The organism is Pseudomonas sputi, from assembly GCF_021603585.1.
Lineage (GTDB): Bacteria > Pseudomonadota > Gammaproteobacteria > Pseudomonadales > Pseudomonadaceae > Aquipseudomonas > Aquipseudomonas sputi.
This window is the reverse complement of the sequence record NZ_BQHI01000008.1, coordinates 16,452-37,113: the sequence shown is the minus strand read 5'-3', so window position 1 is coordinate 37,113 and position 20,662 is coordinate 16,452. Positions and strand designations below refer to the sequence as shown.

Annotated in this window: 34 protein-coding genes; all 34 read right to left on the bottom strand. The window is 54.9% G+C overall.

Features of this window, described 5'->3' with window-relative positions; translation table 11 throughout:
• Window positions 1–56: 56 nt before the first annotated feature.
• Window positions 57–524: a bacterioferritin gene (gene bfr / locus L6D81_RS13710; protein WP_236180130.1), complete on the bottom strand. Its 468-nt coding sequence runs from the start codon at window positions 522–524 to the stop codon at window positions 57–59.
• 149 nt (window positions 525–673) lie between these two features.
• Window positions 674–2,128 carry a catalase gene (locus L6D81_RS13705; RefSeq protein ID WP_236180128.1) on the bottom strand — a complete coding sequence of 485 codons (1,455 nt, stop codon included), beginning with the start codon at window positions 2,126–2,128 and terminating at the stop codon, window positions 674–676.
• A gap of 238 nt (window positions 2,129–2,366) precedes the next feature.
• Window positions 2,367–2,753, bottom strand: a complete 387-nt coding sequence (gene rplQ / locus L6D81_RS13700) for a 50S ribosomal protein L17 (protein ID WP_007955635.1) — start codon at window positions 2,751–2,753, stop codon at window positions 2,367–2,369.
• A gap of 42 nt (window positions 2,754–2,795) precedes the next feature.
• Complete coding sequence (locus tag L6D81_RS13695) at window positions 2,796–3,797, bottom strand: DNA-directed RNA polymerase subunit alpha (protein ID WP_003186012.1); 1,002 nt, start codon at window positions 3,795–3,797, stop codon at window positions 2,796–2,798.
• Between the two features lie 26 nt (window positions 3,798–3,823).
• Window positions 3,824–4,444: a 30S ribosomal protein S4 gene (gene rpsD, locus L6D81_RS13690; RefSeq protein ID WP_011336168.1), complete on the bottom strand. Its 621-nt coding sequence runs from the start codon at window positions 4,442–4,444 to the stop codon at window positions 3,824–3,826.
• Between the two features lie 18 nt (window positions 4,445–4,462).
• Window positions 4,463–4,852, bottom strand: a complete 390-nt coding sequence (rpsK, locus tag L6D81_RS13685; protein ID WP_002555466.1) for a 30S ribosomal protein S11 — start codon at window positions 4,850–4,852, stop codon at window positions 4,463–4,465.
• Between the two features lie 30 nt (window positions 4,853–4,882).
• Window positions 4,883–5,239 (bottom strand): 30S ribosomal protein S13, encoded by a 357-nt coding sequence (gene rpsM, locus L6D81_RS13680; protein ID WP_009045849.1) that lies wholly within the window; start codon window positions 5,237–5,239, stop codon window positions 4,883–4,885.
• Between the two features lie 130 nt (window positions 5,240–5,369).
• The gene (gene rpmJ, locus L6D81_RS13675) at window positions 5,370–5,486 is read right to left on the bottom strand and encodes a 50S ribosomal protein L36 (RefSeq protein ID WP_002555468.1); all 117 of its coding nucleotides are present in this window, start codon (window positions 5,484–5,486) and stop codon (window positions 5,370–5,372) included.
• Between the two features lie 27 nt (window positions 5,487–5,513).
• Complete coding sequence (secY, locus tag L6D81_RS13670) at window positions 5,514–6,842, bottom strand: preprotein translocase subunit SecY (RefSeq protein ID WP_003228718.1); 1,329 nt, start codon at window positions 6,840–6,842, stop codon at window positions 5,514–5,516.
• A complete protein-coding gene (rplO, locus tag L6D81_RS13665) occupies window positions 6,843–7,280 on the bottom strand; it encodes a 50S ribosomal protein L15 (RefSeq protein WP_003228720.1) in 438 nt (145 codons plus the stop codon).
• A gap of 3 nt (window positions 7,281–7,283) precedes the next feature.
• Window positions 7,284–7,460 (bottom strand): 50S ribosomal protein L30, encoded by a 177-nt coding sequence (gene rpmD, locus L6D81_RS13660; protein ID WP_003176408.1) that lies wholly within the window; start codon window positions 7,458–7,460, stop codon window positions 7,284–7,286.
• A 2-nt stretch (window positions 7,461–7,462) separates the two neighbouring features.
• Complete coding sequence (gene rpsE / locus L6D81_RS13655) at window positions 7,463–7,963, bottom strand: 30S ribosomal protein S5 (RefSeq protein ID WP_007955637.1); 501 nt, start codon at window positions 7,961–7,963, stop codon at window positions 7,463–7,465.
• 3 nt (window positions 7,964–7,966) lie between these two features.
• Window positions 7,967–8,317, bottom strand: coding sequence for a 50S ribosomal protein L18 (gene rplR / locus L6D81_RS13650; protein ID WP_003186037.1), 351 nt, complete (start codon window positions 8,315–8,317; stop codon window positions 7,967–7,969).
• A 10-nt stretch (window positions 8,318–8,327) separates the two neighbouring features.
• Window positions 8,328–8,861: a 50S ribosomal protein L6 gene (gene rplF / locus L6D81_RS13645; protein WP_011336170.1), complete on the bottom strand. Its 534-nt coding sequence runs from the start codon at window positions 8,859–8,861 to the stop codon at window positions 8,328–8,330.
• 12 nt (window positions 8,862–8,873) lie between these two features.
• Window positions 8,874–9,266 carry a 30S ribosomal protein S8 gene (gene rpsH, locus L6D81_RS13640; protein ID WP_011336171.1) on the bottom strand — a complete coding sequence of 131 codons (393 nt, stop codon included), beginning with the start codon at window positions 9,264–9,266 and terminating at the stop codon, window positions 8,874–8,876.
• 209 nt (window positions 9,267–9,475) lie between these two features.
• Window positions 9,476–9,781 (bottom strand): 30S ribosomal protein S14, encoded by a 306-nt coding sequence (gene rpsN / locus L6D81_RS13635; protein WP_003228726.1) that lies wholly within the window; start codon window positions 9,779–9,781, stop codon window positions 9,476–9,478.
• A 13-nt stretch (window positions 9,782–9,794) separates the two neighbouring features.
• Window positions 9,795–10,334, bottom strand: coding sequence for a 50S ribosomal protein L5 (rplE, locus tag L6D81_RS13630; protein ID WP_003210069.1), 540 nt, complete (start codon window positions 10,332–10,334; stop codon window positions 9,795–9,797).
• Window positions 10,335–10,354: 20 nt separating this feature from the next.
• Entirely contained in the window at window positions 10,355–10,669 is a 315-nt protein-coding gene (rplX, locus tag L6D81_RS13625; protein ID WP_003186046.1) for a 50S ribosomal protein L24, read from the bottom strand.
• An 11-nt stretch (window positions 10,670–10,680) separates the two neighbouring features.
• Window positions 10,681–11,049: a 50S ribosomal protein L14 gene (gene rplN / locus L6D81_RS13620; protein ID WP_002555479.1), complete on the bottom strand. Its 369-nt coding sequence runs from the start codon at window positions 11,047–11,049 to the stop codon at window positions 10,681–10,683.
• 23 nt (window positions 11,050–11,072) lie between these two features.
• Complete coding sequence (rpsQ, locus tag L6D81_RS13615; RefSeq protein WP_003194644.1) at window positions 11,073–11,339, bottom strand: 30S ribosomal protein S17; 267 nt, start codon at window positions 11,337–11,339, stop codon at window positions 11,073–11,075.
• A 2-nt stretch (window positions 11,340–11,341) separates the two neighbouring features.
• Window positions 11,342–11,533, bottom strand: a complete 192-nt coding sequence (gene rpmC / locus L6D81_RS13610) for a 50S ribosomal protein L29 (RefSeq protein ID WP_002555481.1) — start codon at window positions 11,531–11,533, stop codon at window positions 11,342–11,344.
• Window positions 11,533–11,946 carry a 50S ribosomal protein L16 gene (gene rplP, locus L6D81_RS13605; protein WP_003228729.1) on the bottom strand — a complete coding sequence of 138 codons (414 nt, stop codon included), beginning with the start codon at window positions 11,944–11,946 and terminating at the stop codon, window positions 11,533–11,535. The genes rpmC and rplP overlap by 1 nt, the downstream gene beginning before the upstream one ends.
• 12 nt (window positions 11,947–11,958) lie before the next feature.
• Window positions 11,959–12,645 carry a 30S ribosomal protein S3 gene (gene rpsC / locus L6D81_RS13600; RefSeq protein ID WP_003176422.1) on the bottom strand — a complete coding sequence of 229 codons (687 nt, stop codon included), beginning with the start codon at window positions 12,643–12,645 and terminating at the stop codon, window positions 11,959–11,961.
• A 13-nt stretch (window positions 12,646–12,658) separates the two neighbouring features.
• The gene (gene rplV, locus L6D81_RS13595; protein ID WP_003103908.1) at window positions 12,659–12,991 is read right to left on the bottom strand and encodes a 50S ribosomal protein L22; all 333 of its coding nucleotides are present in this window, start codon (window positions 12,989–12,991) and stop codon (window positions 12,659–12,661) included.
• An 11-nt stretch (window positions 12,992–13,002) separates the two neighbouring features.
• Window positions 13,003–13,278 (bottom strand): 30S ribosomal protein S19, encoded by a 276-nt coding sequence (rpsS, locus tag L6D81_RS13590; RefSeq protein WP_011336172.1) that lies wholly within the window; start codon window positions 13,276–13,278, stop codon window positions 13,003–13,005.
• A gap of 16 nt (window positions 13,279–13,294) precedes the next feature.
• On the bottom strand, window positions 13,295–14,119 hold the full coding sequence (gene rplB, locus L6D81_RS13585; RefSeq protein ID WP_003186055.1) for a 50S ribosomal protein L2: 825 nt from the start codon (window positions 14,117–14,119) through the stop codon (window positions 13,295–13,297).
• A gap of 14 nt (window positions 14,120–14,133) precedes the next feature.
• Window positions 14,134–14,433: a 50S ribosomal protein L23 gene (gene rplW / locus L6D81_RS13580; RefSeq protein ID WP_002555488.1), complete on the bottom strand. Its 300-nt coding sequence runs from the start codon at window positions 14,431–14,433 to the stop codon at window positions 14,134–14,136.
• A complete protein-coding gene (rplD, locus tag L6D81_RS13575; RefSeq protein WP_003228735.1) occupies window positions 14,430–15,032 on the bottom strand; it encodes a 50S ribosomal protein L4 in 603 nt (200 codons plus the stop codon). Before rplD ends, rplW begins: the two co-directional genes overlap by 4 nt.
• A gap of 12 nt (window positions 15,033–15,044) precedes the next feature.
• Complete coding sequence (gene rplC, locus L6D81_RS13570) at window positions 15,045–15,680, bottom strand: 50S ribosomal protein L3 (protein WP_007955641.1); 636 nt, start codon at window positions 15,678–15,680, stop codon at window positions 15,045–15,047.
• 80 nt (window positions 15,681–15,760) lie between these two features.
• The gene (gene rpsJ, locus L6D81_RS13565; RefSeq protein ID WP_003186070.1) at window positions 15,761–16,072 is read right to left on the bottom strand and encodes a 30S ribosomal protein S10; all 312 of its coding nucleotides are present in this window, start codon (window positions 16,070–16,072) and stop codon (window positions 15,761–15,763) included.
• A 157-nt stretch (window positions 16,073–16,229) separates the two neighbouring features.
• Window positions 16,230–17,423, bottom strand: a complete 1,194-nt coding sequence (tuf, locus tag L6D81_RS13560; RefSeq protein ID WP_010220303.1) for an elongation factor Tu — start codon at window positions 17,421–17,423, stop codon at window positions 16,230–16,232.
• Window positions 17,424–17,454: 31 nt separating this feature from the next.
• On the bottom strand, window positions 17,455–19,560 hold the full coding sequence (gene fusA, locus L6D81_RS13555; RefSeq protein ID WP_236180127.1) for an elongation factor G: 2,106 nt from the start codon (window positions 19,558–19,560) through the stop codon (window positions 17,455–17,457).
• A gap of 30 nt (window positions 19,561–19,590) precedes the next feature.
• On the bottom strand, window positions 19,591–20,064 hold the full coding sequence (gene rpsG, locus L6D81_RS13550) for a 30S ribosomal protein S7 (RefSeq protein WP_007957592.1): 474 nt from the start codon (window positions 20,062–20,064) through the stop codon (window positions 19,591–19,593).
• 108 nt (window positions 20,065–20,172) lie between these two features.
• Entirely contained in the window at window positions 20,173–20,544 is a 372-nt protein-coding gene (rpsL, locus tag L6D81_RS13545; RefSeq protein WP_003186084.1) for a 30S ribosomal protein S12, read from the bottom strand.
• Between the last annotated feature and the right edge of the window lie 118 nt (window positions 20,545–20,662).

Sequence of the window (20,662 nt, the reverse complement as noted above, 5' to 3'; positions counted from 1 at the left end):
ATGAAAAAGCCCCTGTCACTTCGTCAGTGACAGGGGCTGTTTTGTATCGGCTGCAATCAGGACGCGTGGGACTGCAGGTAGTTCTGGATACCGATCAGCTTGATCAGGCCCAGCTGCTTTTCCAGCCAGTAGGTGTGATCTTCTTCGGTGTCATTGAGCTGCACCCGCAGGATCTCGCGGCTGACATAGTCGCCGTGCTGTTCGCACAGTTCGATGCCCTTGCACAGCGCGGCGCGCACCTTGTATTCGAGGCGCAGATCCGCTTCGAGCATTTCCGGCACGGAGGTGCCGACGTCCAGGTCATCCGGGCGCATGCGCGGAGTGCCTTCGAGCATCAGAATCCGGCGCATCAGCGCATCGGCATGACCGGCCTCTTCTTCCATCTCGTGGTTGATTCGTTCGTAGAGCTTGGTGAATCCCCAGTCCTCATACATCCGCGAGTGAACAAAATATTGGTCACGCGCGGCCAGTTCGCCGGTCAGCAACGTGTTGAGGTAATCGATAACGTCTGGGTGGCCTTGCATCGCCCTACATCTCCCTGCTTGAAAGTCTGTAGTTTGAACCAACCTGACTGGAAGGTCACTCACTTCGCGCAATAAAAGCGAAGAAATTCTGAGAAAAGCAGCCTAAATAACGCAAAAACCGCCCTAATGAGGGCGGTTCTGCTTCTCGTTTAGACTTCGTTAAGCTGTACGTTGAGCAGCTTGGCGATTGCTTCTCCGTACGCCGGATCGGCCTTGTAGAAATGCTGCAGCTGACGATCGACGACATCACTCGAAACACTTGCCATCGCACCGGCGATGTTGCTGACCAGCAACGCTTTCTGCTCATCGCTCATCAAGCGGAACAGCGCACCGGCGTGACTGTAGTAGTCGGTGTCTTCACGGTGATCGTAGCGATCAGCCGCGCCGCTCAGGGCCAGTGCAGGCTCGGCATAGTGCGGCGCTTGCTTAGGCGACTCTACGTAGCTGTTTGGCTCGTAGTTCGGCGCAGCTCCACCGTTGTTGCCAAAGGCCATCGAACCGTCGCGCTGATAGGTGTTCACCGGGCTGCGCGGCGCATTCACCGGCAGTTGCTGGTGGTTGGTGCCGACGCGGTAGCGGTGGGCATCGGCGTAAGCAAACACACGACCTTGCAGCATGCGATCTGGTGACAGACCGACACCGGGCACCATGTTGCTTGGACCGAACGCCGCTTGCTCGACCTCGGCAAAGTAGTTGAGCGGATTACGGTTCAATTCCAGCTCACCCACTTCGATCAGTGGAAACTCCTTTTGCGACCAGGTCTTGGTCACGTCGAACGGGTTCTCGTAGTGCGCAGCAGCCTGGGCTTCAGTCATGATCTGGATGCAAACGCGCCATTTCGGGAAATCACCGCGCTCGATCGCTTCGAACAAATCACGCTGTGCGTAATCGGGATCTGTGCCCGCCAGGCGCGCCGCCTCTGCCGGCGCGAGGTTCTTGATGCCTTGTTTGGTCTTGTAGTGCCATTTCACCCAATGACGCTCACCTTGTGCGTTGATCAGGCTGTAGGTGTGACTGCCAAAACCATGCATATGGCGATAGCCGTCCGGAATGCCGCGATCGGAGAACAGAATGGTGACCTGGTGCAGCGCCTCAGGCGAATGCGACCAGAAGTCCCACATCATCTGCGCACTTTTCAGGTTGCTTTGCGGCAGGCGTTTCTGGGTATGAATAAAGTCAGGGAATTTCAGCGGATCGCGAATGAAGAACACTGGCGTGTTATTCCCAACGATGTCCCAGTTGCCTTCTTCGGTATAAAACTTGAGTGCAAAGCCACGCGGATCGCGTTCGGTATCGGCCGAACCACGCTCGCCACCCACTGTTGAAAAACGCAGAAAGGTCGGGGTTTGTTTGCCGACAACAGAAAACAGTTTGGCGTTGGTGTACTGCGTAATGTCACGGGTCACGGTGAAAGTCCCGTAGGCACCCGAACCCTTGGCGTGTACACGGCGCTCAGGAATATTTTCCCGGTTGAAGTGAGCAAGCTTTTCGATCAAATGGAAGTCATCGAGCAGCAAAGGGCCACGAGGGCCAGCGGAGCGAGAGTTCTGGTTATCGGCGACAGGTGCGCCACTGGCGGTCGTAAGCGTCTTGTTCTGGCTCATGCGATCTTCTTCCTCTATCGGTCTTGAACTGCCGGCTAATCGGCTTGTTGGGGAGTATCGATCATCAATATGACAGCCACAAATTCATTAACTTATAGTCATCAATAGAGAAAAACTAACGATAACTCCCCGCATATAGTGCAGACCCAAACAGGTTAGAAACTTGTACGAACAGCGCATTTCTTACAGGCACAAAAAACCGGGCACTAGGCCCGGTTCCTTGTTTCAGACTGATGTCTTACTCAGCGGATACAGCTTCACCGCCGACAGCACGATCAACCAGTTCGACGTACGCCATAGGCGCGTTGTCGCCAGCGCGGAAACCGCACTTGAGGATGCGCAGGTAGCCACCCTCACGGGTAGCGTAACGCTTGCCCAGGTCGTTGAAGAGCTTACCAACGATAGCTTTCGAACGAGTACGGTCGAAAGCCAGACGACGGTTAGCAACGCTGTCTGTCTTGGCCAGAGTGATCAGCGGCTCGGCAACGCGGCGCAGTTCTTTGGCTTTTGGCAGAGTAGTTTTGATCAGCTCGTGCTCGAACAGCGACACCGCCATGTTTTGGAACATGGCCTTGCGGTGCGAGCTGGTGCGGCTCAGGTGACGCCCACTTTTACGATGACGCATGGTTCATTCCTTACCAAACACTACGTTCGGTGATTACGACGATCAGGCAGTCGCCTTGTCGTCCTTCTTAAGACTTGCAGGCGGCCAGTTGTCGAGGCGCATGCCGAGGGACAGACCGCGGGAGGCCAGAACGTCCTTGATTTCGGTCAAGGATTTCTTGCCCAGGTTCGGAGTCTTCAACAGCTCTACTTCGGTACGCTGAATCAGGTCACCGATGTAGTAGATGTTTTCCGCCTTAAGGCAGTTAGCCGAACGTACAGTCAGTTCCAGATCGTCAACCGGGCGAAGCAGGATCGGATCGATCTCGTCTTCCTGCTCGACAACCACTGGCTCACTGTCACCTTTGAGGTCGACGAACGCAGCCAACTGCTGTTGCAGGATGGTTGCAGCACGGCGGATAGCCTCTTCAGGATCCAGAGTACCGTTGGTTTCCAGATCAATAACCAGCTTGTCCAGGTTGGTACGCTGCTCGACACGGGCGTTTTCCACCACGTATGCGATACGGCGAACCGGGCTGAACGAAGAGTCGAGCTGCAAGCGACCGATGCTGCGGCTTTCGTCTTCATCGCTCTGACGCGAGTCGGCTGGTTCATAACCACGACCACGAGCTACGGTGAGCTTCATGTTCAGGGCGCCGTTAGACGCCAGGTTAGCGATTACGTGATCGGGATTAACGATCTCGACATCATGATCCAGCTGAATATCGGCAGCGGTAACCACCCCCGAACCCTTCTTCGACAAGGTCAGCGTAACTTCGTCACGACCGTGCAGCTTGATGGCCAGACCTTTAAGGTTCAACAGGATTTCAATTACGTCTTCCTGTACACCTTCGATGGCGCTGTACTCGTGGAGCACACCGTCAATCTCGGCCTCGACTACTGCGCAGCCGGGCATTGAGGACAACAGGATGCGGCGCAGCGCGTTGCCCAGGGTGTGGCCAAAACCACGCTCGAGAGGCTCGAGAGTGATCTTGGCGCGGGTTGGACTGACAACCTGCACATCAATGTGGCGGGGTGTCAGGAACTCATTTACCGAAATCTGCATGGATGCACCTATTTTCTAGCCCTTACTTACTTGGAGTAGAGCTCGACAATCAGGCTTTCGTTGATGTCGGCGGACAGATCACTGCGAGCAGGAACGTTCTTGAAAACGCCCGACTTCTTCTCAGCATCTACCTCTACCCATTCTACGCGACCACGTTGGGCGCACAGCTCGAGAGCTTGGACAATGCGAAGTTGGTTCTTTGCCTTCTCGCGAACAGCAACCACGTCACCAGCACGAACCTGGTAGGACGGAACGTTTACGGTCTGACCGTTAACGCTGATCGACTTGTGCGATACCAGCTGACGGGATTCGGCACGAGTCGAACCGAAGCCCATACGGTATACAACGTTGTCCAGACGGCATTCGAGCAGTTGCAGCAGGTTTTCACCGGTTGCACCTTTCTTGCTGGCAGCAGCTTTGTAGTAGCCGCTGAACTGACGCTCGAGAACGCCGTAGATACGACGGACCTTCTGCTTTTCGCGCAGTTGGGTGCCGTAATCGGACTGGCGACCGCGGCGCTGGCCGTGGATACCAGGTGCTGCTTCAATGTTGCACTTCGATTCGATCGCGCGCACGCCGCTCTTCAGGAAGAGATCGGTGCCTTCGCGACGAGCGAGTTTGCATTTTGGACCAATGTAACGAGCCATTCTTTACAATCTCCTGGATTACACGCGGCGCTTCTTCGGCGGACGGCACCCGTTGTGCGGGATTGGCGTCACGTCGGTGATGCTGGCGATCTTGTAGCCACAGCCGTTCAAAGCGCGGACTGCGGATTCACGACCTGGACCTGGGCCCTTGACGTTCACGTCGAGGTTTTTCAGGCCGTATTCCAGCGCAGCTTGACCAGCACGCTCAGCAGCTACTTGAGCAGCGAACGGGGTGGACTTGCGGGAACCGCGGAAACCCGAACCACCGGAGGTAGCCCAGGAAAGAGCGTTACCTTGACGGTCGGTGATGGTCACGATGGTGTTGTTAAAAGAGGCATGGATGTGGGCGATGCCATCAACCACTGTCTTTTTAACTTTTTTACGAGGACGAGCAGCAGGTTTTGCCATGATTAAATTCCTGTCGATTCGCTGGGGCGATTACTTGCGGATCGGCTTACGCGGACCTTTACGGGTACGCGCGTTGGTCTTGGTACGCTGACCGCGTACTGGCAGACCACGACGATGACGCAGACCGCGATAGCAACCGAGGTCCATCAAGCGCTTGATTTTCATGTTGATTTCGCGACGCAGGTCACCTTCAGTGGTGAACTTCGCCACTTCGCCACGCAGCTGTTCAATCTGCTCGTCGCTCAGATCCTTGATCTTTGCGGCTGGGTTTACCCCAGTCTCTGCACAGATCTTCTGTGCAGTAGTGCGACCAACACCATAGATGTAGGTCAGCGAGATAACAGTATGCTTGTTATCTGGAATGTTAACGCCTGCAATACGGGCCATTCAGTGGGACTCCAATTGACAGCTACCTACGCCCCGGAAGCCAAGAAATAGGGCGCGAGATAATATCGCTGTAATAACAAATAATCAACCCGGTAGCGCACTAGCTACCGGGCTTGAAGCACAATCACACTCAGCCTTGGCGCTGTTTGTGACGCGGTTCCGCGCTGCAAATTACTCGAACAACACCTTCGCGGCGAATAATCTTGCAGTTACGGCACAGCTTTTTCACCGATGCACGAACTTTCATCACCAACTCCTCGAACCTTATGGGTACTCAGCGCAACATGCCGCTGCCGTAACCCTTCAGGTTGGCTTTCTTCATCAGGGATTCGTACTGGTGCGAAACGAGGTGCGATTGTACTTGGGACATGAAGTCCATCACAACCACGACCACGATCAGCAACGAGGTCCCGCCAAGGTAGAACGGAACGTTTGCTGCAACCACCAGGAACTGGGGCAACAAGCACACGGCCGTCATGTAAAGAGCACCGAACATGGTCAAGCGAGTCAGAACGCCATCAATATAGCGTGCGGACTGCTCACCTGGACGGATGCCCGGAATAAAGGCACCGGACTTCTTCAGGTTTTCCGCTACGTCTTTCGGATTGAACATCAACGCCGTATAGAAGAAGCAGAAGAAAATAATCCCTGCACTAAACAGCAGAATATTCAACGGCTGACCAGGAGCGATCGACTGCGAGATGTCCTGCAACCAGCCCATACCTTCAGACTGACCAAACCAGGCACCCAACGAAGCCGGAAACAGCAAAATGCTGCTCGCGAAAATAGCCGGAATAACACCGGCCATGTTCACCTTCAGCGGCAAGTGGCTTGTCTGCGCAGCAAAAACCTTTCGGCCCTGCTGACGCTTGGCGTAGTGAACAGCGATACGCCGCTGACCACGCTCAATGAACACCACGAAACCGATAATCGCTACTGCCAGCAAACCGATGGCAACCAAAGCGAAGATGTTGATATCGCCCTGACGTGCAGACTCGAAAGACTGCCCGATTGCTCTCGGAAGACCGGCGACGATACCCGAAAAAATCAACATCGAGATACCGTTGCCTACACCACGCTCAGTAATCTGCTCACCCAGCCACATCATGAACATCGCGCCAGCCACAAACGTGGAGACCGCGACGAAATGGAAGCCAAAGTCACCAGTGAACGCAACGCCCTGCCCCGCCAGACCAATGGACATGCCAATGGCCTGGACGAGAGCGAGGACGACGGTGCCGTAGCGGGTGTACTGGCTGATCTTGCGACGGCCAGCTTCACCTTCCTTCTTCAACTGCTCCAGCTGCGGGCTGACAGCGGTCATCAGCTGCATGATGATCGATGCCGAAATATACGGCATGATCCCCAGTGCAAAGATGCTCATCCGCTCCAGCGCGCCGCCGGAAAACATGTTGAACAAGCTAAGAATGGTCCCCTCATTCTGTCGAAACAGGTCTGCGAGTCGGTCCGGATTGATACCTGGAACCGGGATGTGTGCGCCTATTCGGTAGACGATAATCGCCAGGAACAGAAAACGCAGACGAGCCCAAAGTTCAGACATACCGCCTTTGCCGAGCGCAGAGAGAGCACCTTGCTTAGCCATTTATTCCTCGAACTTGCCGCCAGCTGCTTCGATAGCCGCACGCGCACCTTTGGTGGCGCCGATTCCCTTGCCGATAGTGACAGCGCGAGTCACTTCACCGGACAGCATGATTTTCACACGCTGTACGTTGACGTTGATCACGTTGGCATCTTTCAGGGACTGCACGGTGACGATGTCGCCTTCCACTTTAGCCAGCTCGGACAGACGCACTTCTGCGCGATCCATGGCCTTCAGGGAAACGAAACCGAACTTCGGCAGGCGACGATGCAGTGGCTGTTGACCACCTTCAAAGCCTGGAGCAATAGTGCCACCGGAGCGGGAAGTCTGACCTTTGTGACCACGGCCACCAGTCTTACCCAAACCACTACCGATACCACGGCCCGGACGATGCTTTTCGCGACGGGAACCCGGCGCTGGACTCAGATCATTGAGTTTCATCGATTAACCCTCGACACGCAGCATGTAGTAAGCCTTGTTGATCATCCCGCGATTCTCGGGAGTATCCTGGACTTCTACAGTGTGACCGATGCGACGCAGACCCAGACCCTTAACGCACAGTTTGTGGTTAGGGATGCGGCCGGTCATGCTTTTGATCAGCGTAACTTTAACGGTAGCCATGATTACTTGATCTCCTCAACACGCAGGCCACGCTTGGCTGCAATGGACTCAGGAGACTGCATAGCCTTCAGACCCTTGAAAGTGGCGTGAACCACGTTTACGGGGTTAGTCGAGCCGTAGCACTTGGCCAGAACGTTCTGAACGCCAGCAACTTCGAGGACAGCACGCATAGCGCCGCCTGCGATGATACCGGTACCTTCAGAAGCAGGCTGCATGTACACCTTCGAAGCGCCGTGGGCAGACTTCATTGCGTACTGCAGGGTGGTGCCGTTCAGATCAACCTGGATCATGTTGCGGCGAGCAGCTTCCATTGCCTTCTGGATCGCAGCAGGCACTTCACGCGACTTGCCACGGCCGAAGCCAACACGCCCTTTACCATCACCAACCACGGTCAACGCGGTGAAAGTGAAGATACGGCCGCCTTTAACGGTTTTGGCTACGCGGTTAACTTGAACCAGCTTCTCGATGTAGCCTTCGTCGCGCTTTTGGTCGTTATTTGACATAACTTAGAACTCCAGCCCAGCTTCACGAGCAGCATCAGCCAGCGCTTTAACGCGGCCGTGGTACTTGAAGCCAGAGCGGTCGAAAGCCACCTGCGAGACGCCAGCGGCCTTAGCACGCGTAGCGACCAGCTGGCCAACCTTAGTGGCCGCGTCGATGTTGCCAGTGGCGCCATCACGCAGTTCTTTATCCAAAGTCGAGGCGCTTGCCAGGACTTTGTTGCCGTCGGCCGAAATGACCTGGGCGTAGATGTGCTGCGAAGAGCGGAACACGCAGAGACGCACGACTTCGAGTTCGTGCATTTTCAGGCGTGCTTTGCGAGCGCGACGCAGTCGAGTAACTTTTTTGTCGGTCATTTGCTATGCCCTACTTCTTCTTGGCTTCTTTACGACGGACGACTTCGTCCGCGTAGCGCACACCTTTGCCTTTGTACGGCTCTGGTGGACGGAAGTCGCGGATCTCGGCGGCCACTTGACCTACCAGCTGCTTGTCGATGCCCTTGATCAGGATATCGGTCTGGCTAGGAGTCTCAGCGGTGATGCCTTCCGGCAGTTCGTAATCCACTGGGTGCGAGAAGCCAAGAGCCAGGTTCAGCACCTGACCTTTTGCTTGCGCTTTGTAACCAACACCGACCAGCTGGAGCTTGCGCTCGAAGCCTTGGCTTACGCCCTGGACCATGTTGTTTACCAACGCACGAGTGGTACCGGCCATTGCGCGAGTCTGTTGATCGCCATTGCGAGCAGCAAAACGCAGCTCACCGGCTTCTTCAACGACTTCAACGGACGAATGGACGTTCAGTTCAAGAGTACCCTTGGCACCCTTCACCGAAAGCTGTTGGCCTGCGAATTTGACTTCGACACCGGCTGGCAGCTTAACGGGGTTCTTAGCGACGCGAGACATGCTTATCCCCCCTTAGAACACAGTGCAAAGAACTTCGCCGCCGACACCGGCAGCGCGCGCAGCACGATCAGTCATCACACCTTTGTTGGTGGAGACGATAGACACGCCGAGACCGCCACGTACTTTTGGCAGCTCTTCGACGGACTTGTACTGACGCAGGCCTGGACGGCTAACGCGCTTGACTTCTTCGATGACCGGACGGCCTTCGAAATATTTCAGCTCGATAGACAGCAGTGGCTTGGTTTCGCTGCTGATCTGATAACCCGCGATGTAACCTTCGTCCTTCAGGACTTTAGCTACAGCCACCTTCAACGTGGAAGAAGGCATGCTTACGACGGACTTTTCAGCCATCTGGGCATTACGGATTCGAGTTAGCATGTCCGCTAACGGGTCCTGCATACTCATGGGCTAGACGCTCCTAATACAGAAAAATTAGCCTTGCGGCTACTACTTGTCGCCGAGAAATTCCGGGCATAAAAAACACGGGCTCAGGCGAGCCGGTCATTCTAGACACACCCCAGAAATGAATCAAGCCCCAAAAGGGGCTTGATTCATGTTCAAGGCCACCGATGGTCAGGTTCTTGCGAACCAAGCCATCGAGACTTTGACAGCAATTACCAGCTGGCTTTAACCAGACCTGGAACGTCACCACGCATTGCAGCTTCACGCAGCTTGTTACGGCCCAGGCCGAACTTGCGGTAAACGCCGTGCGGACGACCAGTCAAGCGGCAGCGGTTACGCATGCGCGAAGCGCTTGCGTCACGAGGCTGCTTCTGCAGAGCTACGGTAGCTTCCCAACGCGCTTCTGGACTTGCGTTCAGATCAACGATGATAGCTTTCAGCGCTGCACGCTTGGTGGCGTACTTGGCAACAGTGAGCTGACGCTTCAGCTCACGGTTTTTCATGCTCTTCTTGGCCATTTTCCTACTCCAATCAGTTGCGGAACGGGAATTTGAAAGCACGCAGCAGAGCGCGGCCTTCGTCATCGTTCTTGGCAGTGGTGGTCAGGGTAATGTCCAGACCGCGGAGAGCATCGATCTTGTCGTAGTCGATTTCCGGGAAGATGATCTGCTCTTTCACGCCCATGCTGTAGTTGCCACGACCATCGAAGGACTTGGCATTCAGGCCGCGGAAGTCGCGAACCCGAGGCAGGGAGATCGACAGCAGACGATCCAGGAACTCGTACATACGCTCACGGCGCAGAGTCACTTTGACGCCGATCGGCCAACCTTCACGGACTTTAAAGCCAGCGATGGATTTGCGAGCGTAGGTCACAACGACTTTCTGGCCGGTGATCTTTTCCAGGTCAGCAACAGCGTGCTCGATGACTTTTTTGTCGCCGATAGCTTCGCCCAGACCCATGTTCAGGGTGATTTTTGTAACGCGCGGAACTTCCATCACGTTCGAAAGCTTAAGTTCTTCCTTAAGTTTCGGAGCGATTTCCTTCCGGTAAATCTCTTTTAGTCGTGCCATGGTCTTCTACCTAGCAGTGTTCAAGCATCAACCGCTTTTTGGGTCGACTTGAAGACACGAATTTTCTTACCGTCTTCTACTTTGAAACCAACGCGGTCAGCCTTGTTGGTTTCGCCATTGAAGATGGCGACGTTGGAAGCGTGCAGTGGCGCTTCTTTCTCGACGATACCGCCCTGTACGCCCGACATCGGGTTAGGCTTGGTATGACGCTTGACCAGGTTCAGACCACCAACAACCAGACGGTTGTCAGCAAGAACCTTCAGCACCTTACCGCGCTTACCTTTGTCTTTGCCGGCGATCACGATGATCTCGTCGTCACGACGAATCTTTTGCATGTCGGATCTCCTTACAGCACTTCTGGGGCGAGCGAGACGATCTTCATGAACTTCTCAGTACGAAGTTCACGGGTCACTGGCCCAAAGATACGGGTGCCGATCGGCTCTTGCTTGTTGTTCAGAAGAACAGCAGCGTTGCCATCAAAGCGGATAATGGAGCCATCAGCACGACGTACGCCGTGACGAGTGCGGACTACAACAGCAGTCATCACTTGGCCTTTTTTCACCTTACCGCGAGGAATTGCTTCCTTCACGGTAACTTTGATGATGTCACCGATACCAGCGTAACGACGATGGGAGCCACCCAGCACCTTGATGCACATAACACGGCGAGCGCCGCTGTTATCGGCCACATCGAGCATGGATTGAGTCTGAATCATATAATTTCTCCGACCCCTAGCCCTTAGACTTCCACAGCGCGTTCGAGAACATCAACCAGCGCCCAAGACTTGGTCTTAGCCATCGGACGAGTTTCACGAATAGTGACTTTGTCGCCGATGTGGCACTGATTGGTTTCGTCGTGCGCGTGCAGCTTAGTCGAACGCTTAACGTATTTACCGTAGATCGGGTGCTTAACGCGACGCTCGATCAGAACGGTGATGGTTTTGTCCATCTTGTCGCTGACAACACGGCCAGTCAGCGTACGGACAGTTTTTTCGGCTTCAGCCATGATCACTTACCTGCCTGCTGGTTGAGCACAGTCTTCACGCGAGCGATGTCACGCTTAACTTGCGAGAGCAGATGAGACTGCCCCAACTGGCCAGTTGCTTTCTGCATACGCAGATTGAACTGGTCGCGCAGCAAGCCGAGCAGTTGCTCGTTCAGCTGCTGTGCGGATTTTTCACGAAGTTCATTCGCTTTCATCACATCACCGTCCGTTTAACAAAGGAGGTGGCGAGCGGCAGCTTTGCAGCAGCCAGGGCGAAAGCCTCACGCGCCAGCTCTTCAGAAACACCCTCGATTTCATACAGGACTTTGCCTGGCTGAATCTGGGCAACCCAGTACTCCACGTTACCCTTACCTTTACCCATACGAACCTCGAGAGGTTTTTTGGAGATCGGCTTGTCCGGGAATACACGGATCCAGATCTTGCCGCCACGTTTTACGTGACGGGTCAGAGCACGACGCGCTGACTCGATCTGACGAGCGGTGAGACGACCACGAGCTACAGACTTCAGCGCGAACTCGCCGAAGCTGACTTTGCTACCGCGCAGTGCCAGACCACGGTTGTGGCCGGTCATCTGCTTGCGGAACTTCGTACGCTTAGGTTGCAACATTTGGCGTACCCCTTACTTAGCAGCTTTTTTACGAGGCGCTGGTGCTTGTGGCTTCAGCTCTTCTTGGCGACCACCAATTACTTCGCCTTTGAAGATCCAAACCTTTACACCGATCACACCGTAAGTGGTGTGAGCTTCGTAGTTGGCATAGTCGATGTCGGCACGCAGGGTGTGCAGTGGCACACGACCTTCGCGATACCATTCAGTACGTGCAATTTCAGCACCGCCGAGACGACCGCTCACTTGGATTTTGATGCCTTTGGCACCAATGCGCATGGCGTTCTGTACAGCGCGCTTCATGGCGCGACGGAACATTACACGACGCTCCAGCTGCTGAGCTACGCTCTGCGCAACCAGCATACCGTCGAGCTCCGGCTTGCGGATCTCTTCGATATTGATGTGCACAGGCACACCCATTTGCTTGGTCAGGTCCTGACGCAGTTTCTCAACATCTTCACCTTTCTTCCCGATAACGATACCTGGACGAGCGGTGTGGATGGTGATGCGTGCAGTTTGGGCCGGACGATGGATATCGATACGGCTTACGGACGCGCTTTTTAGTTTGTCTTGGAGGTATTCACGCACCTTCAGATCAGCGAACAAGTAGTCCGCATAAGTCCGACCGTCTGCGTACCAGACGGAGGTGTGCTCCTTGACGATTCCCAGGCGAATGCCAATGGGATGTACTTTCTGACCCATCTCTTCGACTCCGTTACTTGTCAGCAACCTTGACAGTGATATGGCAAGACCGCTTGACGATGCGATCAGCACGGCCTTTGGCACGTGGCATGATGCGCTTCAGCGAACGCCCTTCGTTGACGAAAACGGTGCTGACCTTCAGGTCATCAACGTCTGCGCCTTCGTTATGCTCGGCGTTGGCTACGGCCGACTCCAGCACTTTTTTCATGATCTCGGCGGCTTTCTTACTGCTGAAAGCCAACAGGTTGAGCGCTTCGCCCACCTTCTTCCCGCGGATCTGGTCGGCGACCAAGCGGGCTTTCTGGGCGGAGATTCGAGCGCCCGACAACTTAGCGGCTACTTCCATTTCCTTACCCCTTAACGCTTGGCTTTCTTGTCTGCCACGTGCCCGCGATAGTTGCGGGTACCGGCGAACTCGCCCAGTTTGTGGCCGACCATGTCTTCGTTAACGAGAACTGGGACGTGCTGACGACCGTTGTGTACTGCGATGGTCAGACCGACCATTTGTGGCAGGATCATCGAACGACGCGACCAAGTCTTAATTGGTTTGCGATCGTTCTTTTCCGCCGCCACTTCGATCTTCTTCAGTAGGTGAAGATCAATAAAAGGACCTTTTTTCAGAGAACGTGGCACTGTCGTATCCCTCTATTTACTTGCGACGACGGACGATCATTTTGTCGGTACGCTTATTACCACGAGTCTTCGCGCCCTTAGTCGGGAAGCCCCATGGCGATACCGGATGACGACCACCAGAGGTACGACCTTCACCACCACCATGTGGGTGGTCAACCGGGTTCATGGCAACACCACGAACGGTTGGGCGAACGCCACGCCAGCGCTTGGCACCAGCTTTACCCAGCGAACGCAGGCTGTGCTCGGAGTTCGAGACTTCACCCAGGGTCGCACGGCACTCAGCCAGCACTTTGCGCATTTCACCGGAACGCAGACGCAGGGTCACGTAAACGCCTTCACGAGCGATCAGCTGAGCCGAAGCACCAGCGGAACGAGCGATTTGTGCGCCTTTACCTGGCTTCAGTTCGATGCCGTGTACGGTGCTACCAACTGGAATGTTGCGCAGTTGCAGAGCGTTGCCCGGCTTGATCGGTGCCAGAGCACCTGCGATCAGCTGGTCGCCAGCGCTCACGCCTTTAGGGGCGATGATGTAGCGACGCTCGCCATCTGCGTACAGCAGCAGAGCGATGTGAGCAGTACGGTTTGGATCGTATTCGATACGCTCGACAGTGGCAGCGATGCCATCTTTGTCGTTGCGACGGAAGTCGACCAGACGATAATGCTGCTTATGACCACCACCGATGTGACGAGTGGTAATACGGCCATTGTTGTTACGACCACCAGACTTCGATTTTTTCTCGAGCAGCGGTGCGTGAGGAGCGCCTTTATGCAGCTCCTGGTTGACCACCTTGACCACAAAACGGCGGCCAGGGGAAGTCGGTTTGCATTTAACGATTGCCATGATGCACCCCTTCCTTACTCAGCACTGCTGCTGAAATCGAGATCTTGGCCTGGCTGAAGGGAGATAACTGCCTTCTTCCAGTCATTACGCTTGCCCAGACCGCGAGCGGTGCGCTTGCTCTTACCCAGAACATTCAGGGTAGTAACACGCTCAACTTTCACGCTGAACAGGCTTTCGACGGCCTTCTTGATTTCCAGCTTGGTTGCGTCAGTAGCAACCTTGAAAACGAACTGGCCTTTCTTGTCTGCCAGAACCGTAGCCTTCTCGGAAACGTGCGGGCCAAGCAGAACTTTAAATACGCGTTCCTGGTTCATCCCAGCAGCTCCTCGAATTTCTTCACGGCCGACACGGTGATCAACACCTTGTCGTATGCGATCAGACTAACTGGATCGGAACCTTGCACGTCACGTACATCTACGTGCGGCAGGTTGCGAGCAGCCAGGTACAGGTTCTGATCAACAGCATCCGACACGATCAGAACATCGGTCAGGCTCATGTTGTTCAGTTTGCCCAGCAGGTCTTTGGTTTTCGGAGTTTCAACTGCGAAATCCTGAACCACGACCAGACGATCAGTACGCACCAGCTCAGCAAGGATGGAACGCATTGCTGCGCGATACATCTTCTTGTTCAGCTTCTGGGAGTGATCCTGTGGACGAGCTGCAAAGGTGGTGCCGCCGCCGCGCCAGATTGGGCTGCGGATAGTACCGGCACGAGCACGGCCAGTACCTTTCTGACGCCATGGGCGCTTGCCGCCACCACGAACGTCGGAACGGGTCTTCTGCTGCTTGCTACCCTGACGGCCGCCAGCCATGTAGGCCACGACTGCTTGGTGAACCAGCGTCTCGTTGAACTCGCCGCCAAATGTCAGTTCGGAAACTTCGATCGCTTGAGCGTCATTTACATTTAATTGCATGTCAGCTTCCCCTTAACCGCGAGCCTTGGCTGCCGGACGTACAACCAGGTTGCCGCCAGTAGCGCCAGGTACAGCGCCCTTGACCAACAACAGATTGCGTTCAGCGTCCACGCGCACTACTTCCAGGGACTGCACGGTCACGCGCTCAGCGCCCATATGACCGGACATTTTTTTGCCCTTGAATACACGACCAGGAGTCTGGCACTGGCCGATAGAGCCTGGGACGCGGTGGGATACGGAGTTACCGTGGGTATTATCTTGCCCGCGGAAGTTCCAACGCTTGATCGTACCCTGGAAGCCTTTACCTTTGGACTGACCGGTTACATCAACCAGTTGACCAGCAGCGAAGATTTCAGCGTTGATCAGATCGCCGGCCTGGTACTCGCCTTCTTCAAGACGGAACTCCATTACGGTACGACCAGCGGCAACGTTCGCCTTGGCGAAGTGGCCAGCCTGAGCAGCTGTAACACGGGAAGCACGACGCTCGCCGACAGTGACTTGCACTGCACGATAGCCATCGGTTTCTTCAGTTTTGAACTGGGTGACGCGATTCGGCTCGATCTCAATGACCGTGACCGGAATGGAGACACCTTCTTCGGTGAAAATACGGGTCATACCCGCTTTACGACCGACTACACCAATAGTCATGTTGTAAACCTCATGAGTGTACGGGGCTTTCACCCGCTATGGCCGCCCATTTCAGAGCGTTACACGACCAAGACCGAGTCTTAGCCGAGGCTGATCTGCACTTCCACACCGGCCGCAAGATCAAGCTTCATAAGTGCATCAACGGTTTTATCCGTTGGCTGGACGATGTCCAGAACGCGCTTATGAGTGCGGATCTCGTACTGGTCACGCGCGTCTTTGTTGACGTGCGGAGAAACCAGAACGGTGAACCGCTCTTTACGGGTAGGCAGTGGAATTGGACCACGCACTTGAGCACCAGTACGTTTCGCGGTTTCCACGATTTCCTGGGTTGATTGGTCGATCAGGCGATGGTCAAAAGCCTTCAACCTGATACGGATTTGCTGATTTTGCATTGGATTTCAGACTCCGGCTGCTATTCCCACCGGGCGCAATACGCCCGTTAAAAGGAGGCGCAATTCTATAGACGCCCCAGATAGGTGTCAACCCAATAAAAAAGCCCCCGCTAAGCGGGGGCTCTTTCAACTCATCAAAGCTGACTCAATAAAGAGATCACTCGATGATTTTAGCTACGACGCCAGCACCAACGGTACGGCCGCCTTCACGGATTGCGAAACGCAGACCGTCTTCCATCGCGATGGTTTTGATCAGGGTAACAGTCATCTGAATGTTGTCACCTGGCATTACCATTTCAACGCCTTCTGGCAGCTCGCAGTTACCAGTCACGTCAGTAGTACGGAAGTAGAACTGTGGACGGTAGCCTTTGAAGAACGGAGTGTGACGACCGCCTTCTTCCTTGCTCAGAACGTAAACTTCCGCGGTGAACTTGGTGTGCGGCTTAACCGAACCCGGCTTGACCAGAACCTGACCACGCTCAACGTCGTCACGCTTGGTGCCACGCAGCAGAACGCCGCAGTTCTCGCCAGCACGACCTTCGTCCAGCAGCTTGCGGAACATCTCAACACCGGTGCAGGTGGTGGTGGTGGTGTCACGCAGACCAACGATTTCCAGGGCGTCTTGAACACGAACGATACCGCGCTCGATACGACCGGTCACAACAGTACCGCGACCCGAGATCGAGAACACGTCTTCGATTGGCATCAGGAACGGCTTGTCGATAGCACGCTCTGGCTCTGGGATGTAGCTGTCCAGAGTTTCCACCAGCTTCTTAACAGCGGTGGTGCCCATTTCGTTGTCGTCTTTGCCTTCCAGCGCCATACGAGCCGAACCGATGATGATCGGGGTGTCGTCGCCCGGGAAGTCGTAGGTGGACAGCAGGTCGCGAACTTCCATCTCAACCAGTTCCAGCAGCTCAGCGTCGTCTACCAGGTCAGCCTTGTTCAGGAAAACCACGATGTACGGAACGCCTACCTGACGGGACAGCAGGATGTGCTCACGGGTTTGCGGCATCGGACCATCAGCGGCCGAGCAAACCAGGATCGCGCCGTCCATCTGCGCAGCACCAGTGATCATGTTCTTCACGTAGTCAGCGTGACCTGGGCAGTCAACGTGAGCGTAGTGACGAATGTTCGAGTTGTACTCAACGTGCGCGGTGTTGATGGTGATACCGCGAGCTTTTTCTTCTGGAGCGCTGTCGATCTTGTCGAATTCAACTACGGCCGAACCGAAAACTTCGGAGCAGACGCGAGTCAGAGCAGCGGTCAGAGTGGTTTTACCGTGGTCAACGTGGCCGATGGTGCCAACGTTTACGTGCGGTAGGGAACGATCAAATTTTTCTTTAGCCACGACAATTAACTCCTAGCCTAAAGGGGCTGAATCAGCCTTGTTTTTTGGTAACGGATTCGACGATGTGCGACGGAGCCGTATCGTATTTTTTGAATTCCATAGAGTAGCTTGCGCGACCCTGGGACATGGAACGAACGTCGGTCGCATAACCGAACATCTCACCCAGTGGAACTTCGGCACGGATAACCTTGCCGGACACTGTGTCTTCCATACCCTGGATCATGCCGCGACGACGGTTAAGGTCGCCCATCACATCACCCATATAGTCTTCAGGCGTAACAACCTCTACCGCCATGATCGGCTCGAGCAACTCACCACCGCCCTTCTGGGCCAGTTGCTTGGTCGCCATGGAAGCAGCCACTTTAAACGCCATCTCGTTGGAGTCGACGTCGTGGTAAGAACCATCGAACACGGTAGCCTTCAGGCCGATCAGCGGATAGCCGGCAACAACGCCGTTCTTCATCTGCTCTTCGATACCCTTCTGGATAGCCGGGATGTATTCCTTAGGAACCACACCACCCACTACTTCGTTCAGGAATTGCAGACCTTCCTGACCTTCGTCAGCAGGAGCAAAGCGAATCCAGCAATGACCGAACTGGCCACGACCGCCGGACTGACGAACGAACTTGCCTTCGATTTCGCAGTTCTTCGTGATGCGCTCACGGTACGAAACCTGCGGCTTGCCGATGTTGGCTTCGACGTTGAACTCACGGCGCATCCGGTCAACCAGGATGTCCAGGTGCAGCTCGCCCATGCCGGAGATGATCGTTTGACCAGTCTCTTCATCAGTTTTAACGCGGAAAGACGGGTCTTCCTGAGCAAGCTTGCCCAGAGCGATACCCATTTTTTCCTGGTCATCCTTGGTCTTAGGCTCTACAGCAACCGAAATAACCGGCTCCGGGAAGTCCATGCGAACCAGGATGATTGGCTTCTCAGCGTTGCAGAGGGTTTCACCAGTGGTGACGTCCTTCATGCCGATCAGGGCCGCGATGTCGCCAGCGCGCACTTCCTTGATCTCTTCACGGGCGTTTGCGTGCATTTGCACCATACGACCCACGCGCTCTTTCTTGCCTTTAACCGAGTTGATCACGCCGTCGCCGGAGTTCAACACGCCCGAGTAAACACGGACGAAGGTCAAGGTACCCACGAATGGGTCGGTAGCGATCTTGAACGCCAGTGCTGCAAACGGCTCGTCATCACTTGCGTGACGCTCCATTTCCTCTTCCTCGTTATCAGGGTTGGAACCCTTGATAGCAGGAATGTCGGTCGGAGCTGGCAGGAAGTCGATAACGGCGTCGAGAACCAGGGGAACACCCTTGTTCTTGAACGAAGAACCGCAAACGGCCAGAACGATTTCGCCGGCGATAGTACGCTGACGCAAAGCAGCCTTGATCTCGGCGATCGACAGCTCTTCACCTTCCAGGTACTTGTTCATCAGCTCTTCGCTGGCTTCGGCGGCGGCTTCAACCATGTTGTTGCGCCATTCTTCAGCCAGTTCAAGCATGTCCGCAGGGATTTCCTTGCGAACCGGAACCATACCCTTATCAGAGTCGTTCCAGTAGACAGCTTGCATGTTGATCAGGTCGATCTGGCCCTGGAAGTTGTCTTCCGAACCGATAGCCAGCTGGATCGGCACCGGAGTGTGACCCAAACGCTGCTTGATCTGACCGATCACGCGCAGGAAGTTGGCACCAGCACGGTCCATCTTGTTTACGTAAACAAGACGTGGAACGCCGTATTTGTTGGCCTGACGCCATACGGTTTCCGACTGAGGCTCAACACCCGAAGTACCGCAGAACACAACGACAGCGCCGTCGAGTACACGCAGGGAACGCTCTACTTCAATGGTGAAGTCTACGTGGCCCGGGGTATCGATTACGTTGAAGCGATGCTCGTGTGGGTACTGCTTCTCGGAACCTTTCCAGAAGGCGGTAATGGCAGCAGAAGTAATGGTAATACCACGCTCCTGCTCCTGAACCATCCAGTCTGTGGTCGCGGCGCCGTCATGCACCTCGCCCATTTTGTGACTTTTGCCGGTGTAAAAAAGGACGCGCTCAGTGGTGGTGGTTTTACCAGCATCCACGTGTGCGACGATACCAATGTTACGGTAGCGATTAATCGGAGTAGTACGAGCCATAAAGCCCTCGCAAAATTAGTGAAGCTAAAATTAGAAGCGGTAGTGCGAGAAAGCTTTGTTAGCTTCGGCCATACGGTGCACGTCTTCACGCTTCTTAACAGCAGCACCTTTACCCTCAGCAGCATCCAGCAGCTCGCCAGCCAAGCGCAGAGCCATAGACTTCTCGCCACGCTTGCGGGCGAAGTCTACCAACCAGCGCATTGCCAGAGCGTTACGACGGGACGGACGAACCTCGACCGGAACCTGGTAAGTAGCACCACCAACGCGGCGCGACTTCACTTCGACCAGCGGAGCGATGGCGTCGAGTGCTTTTTCGAAGAGTTCCAGGGGATCGGTACCGGTCTTGCGAGCCGCAACGGTTTCCAGGGCACCATAAACGATACGCTCGGCAACGGCTTTCTTGCCGCTTTCCATAACGTGGTTCATGAATTTGGCGAGGATTTGGCTTCCGTATTTCGGATCGTCCAGAATCTCACGCTTTGCTGCTACGCGACGTCTTGGCATTGATAAGCCCTCAAACGGTCTTCAGGTTAGCTCGGGACAGATCCAGTGGATGCGCGCCCGACCTTACTCTTATCGACTCAATAAAATGAAAATCTGCAAAACGGCCGATTACTTCGGACGCTTGGTACCGTACTTCGAACGACCCTGGTTACGACCTTTAACGCCGGAAGTATCCAAGGAGCCGCGAACGGTGTGGTAACGAACACCTGGCAAGTCTTTTACACGACCGCCGCGGATCAGTACCACGCTGTGCTCTTGCAGGTTGTGGCCTTCACCACCGATGTACGAGGAAACCTCGAAACCGTTGGTCAGACGCACACGGCATACTTTACGCAGTGCCGAGTTAGGTTTTTTCGGCGTAGTGGTGTACACACGGGTGCACACGCCACGACGTTGCGGGCAGTTCTGCAGCGCAGGCACGTCGGATTTCTCGACGATACGCTTACGCGGCTGACGTACCAGCTGGTTGATAGTTGCCATCTACTAGCTCCACTGTTGTCTTGCGACGCTATTGTCTTGCAAGAAAAGCAAAATGGCAGGAACGAATTCCCGCCAAATTTAGGGGATCAAGAGTCTAAAGAGGATCTTGTCCCCAGTC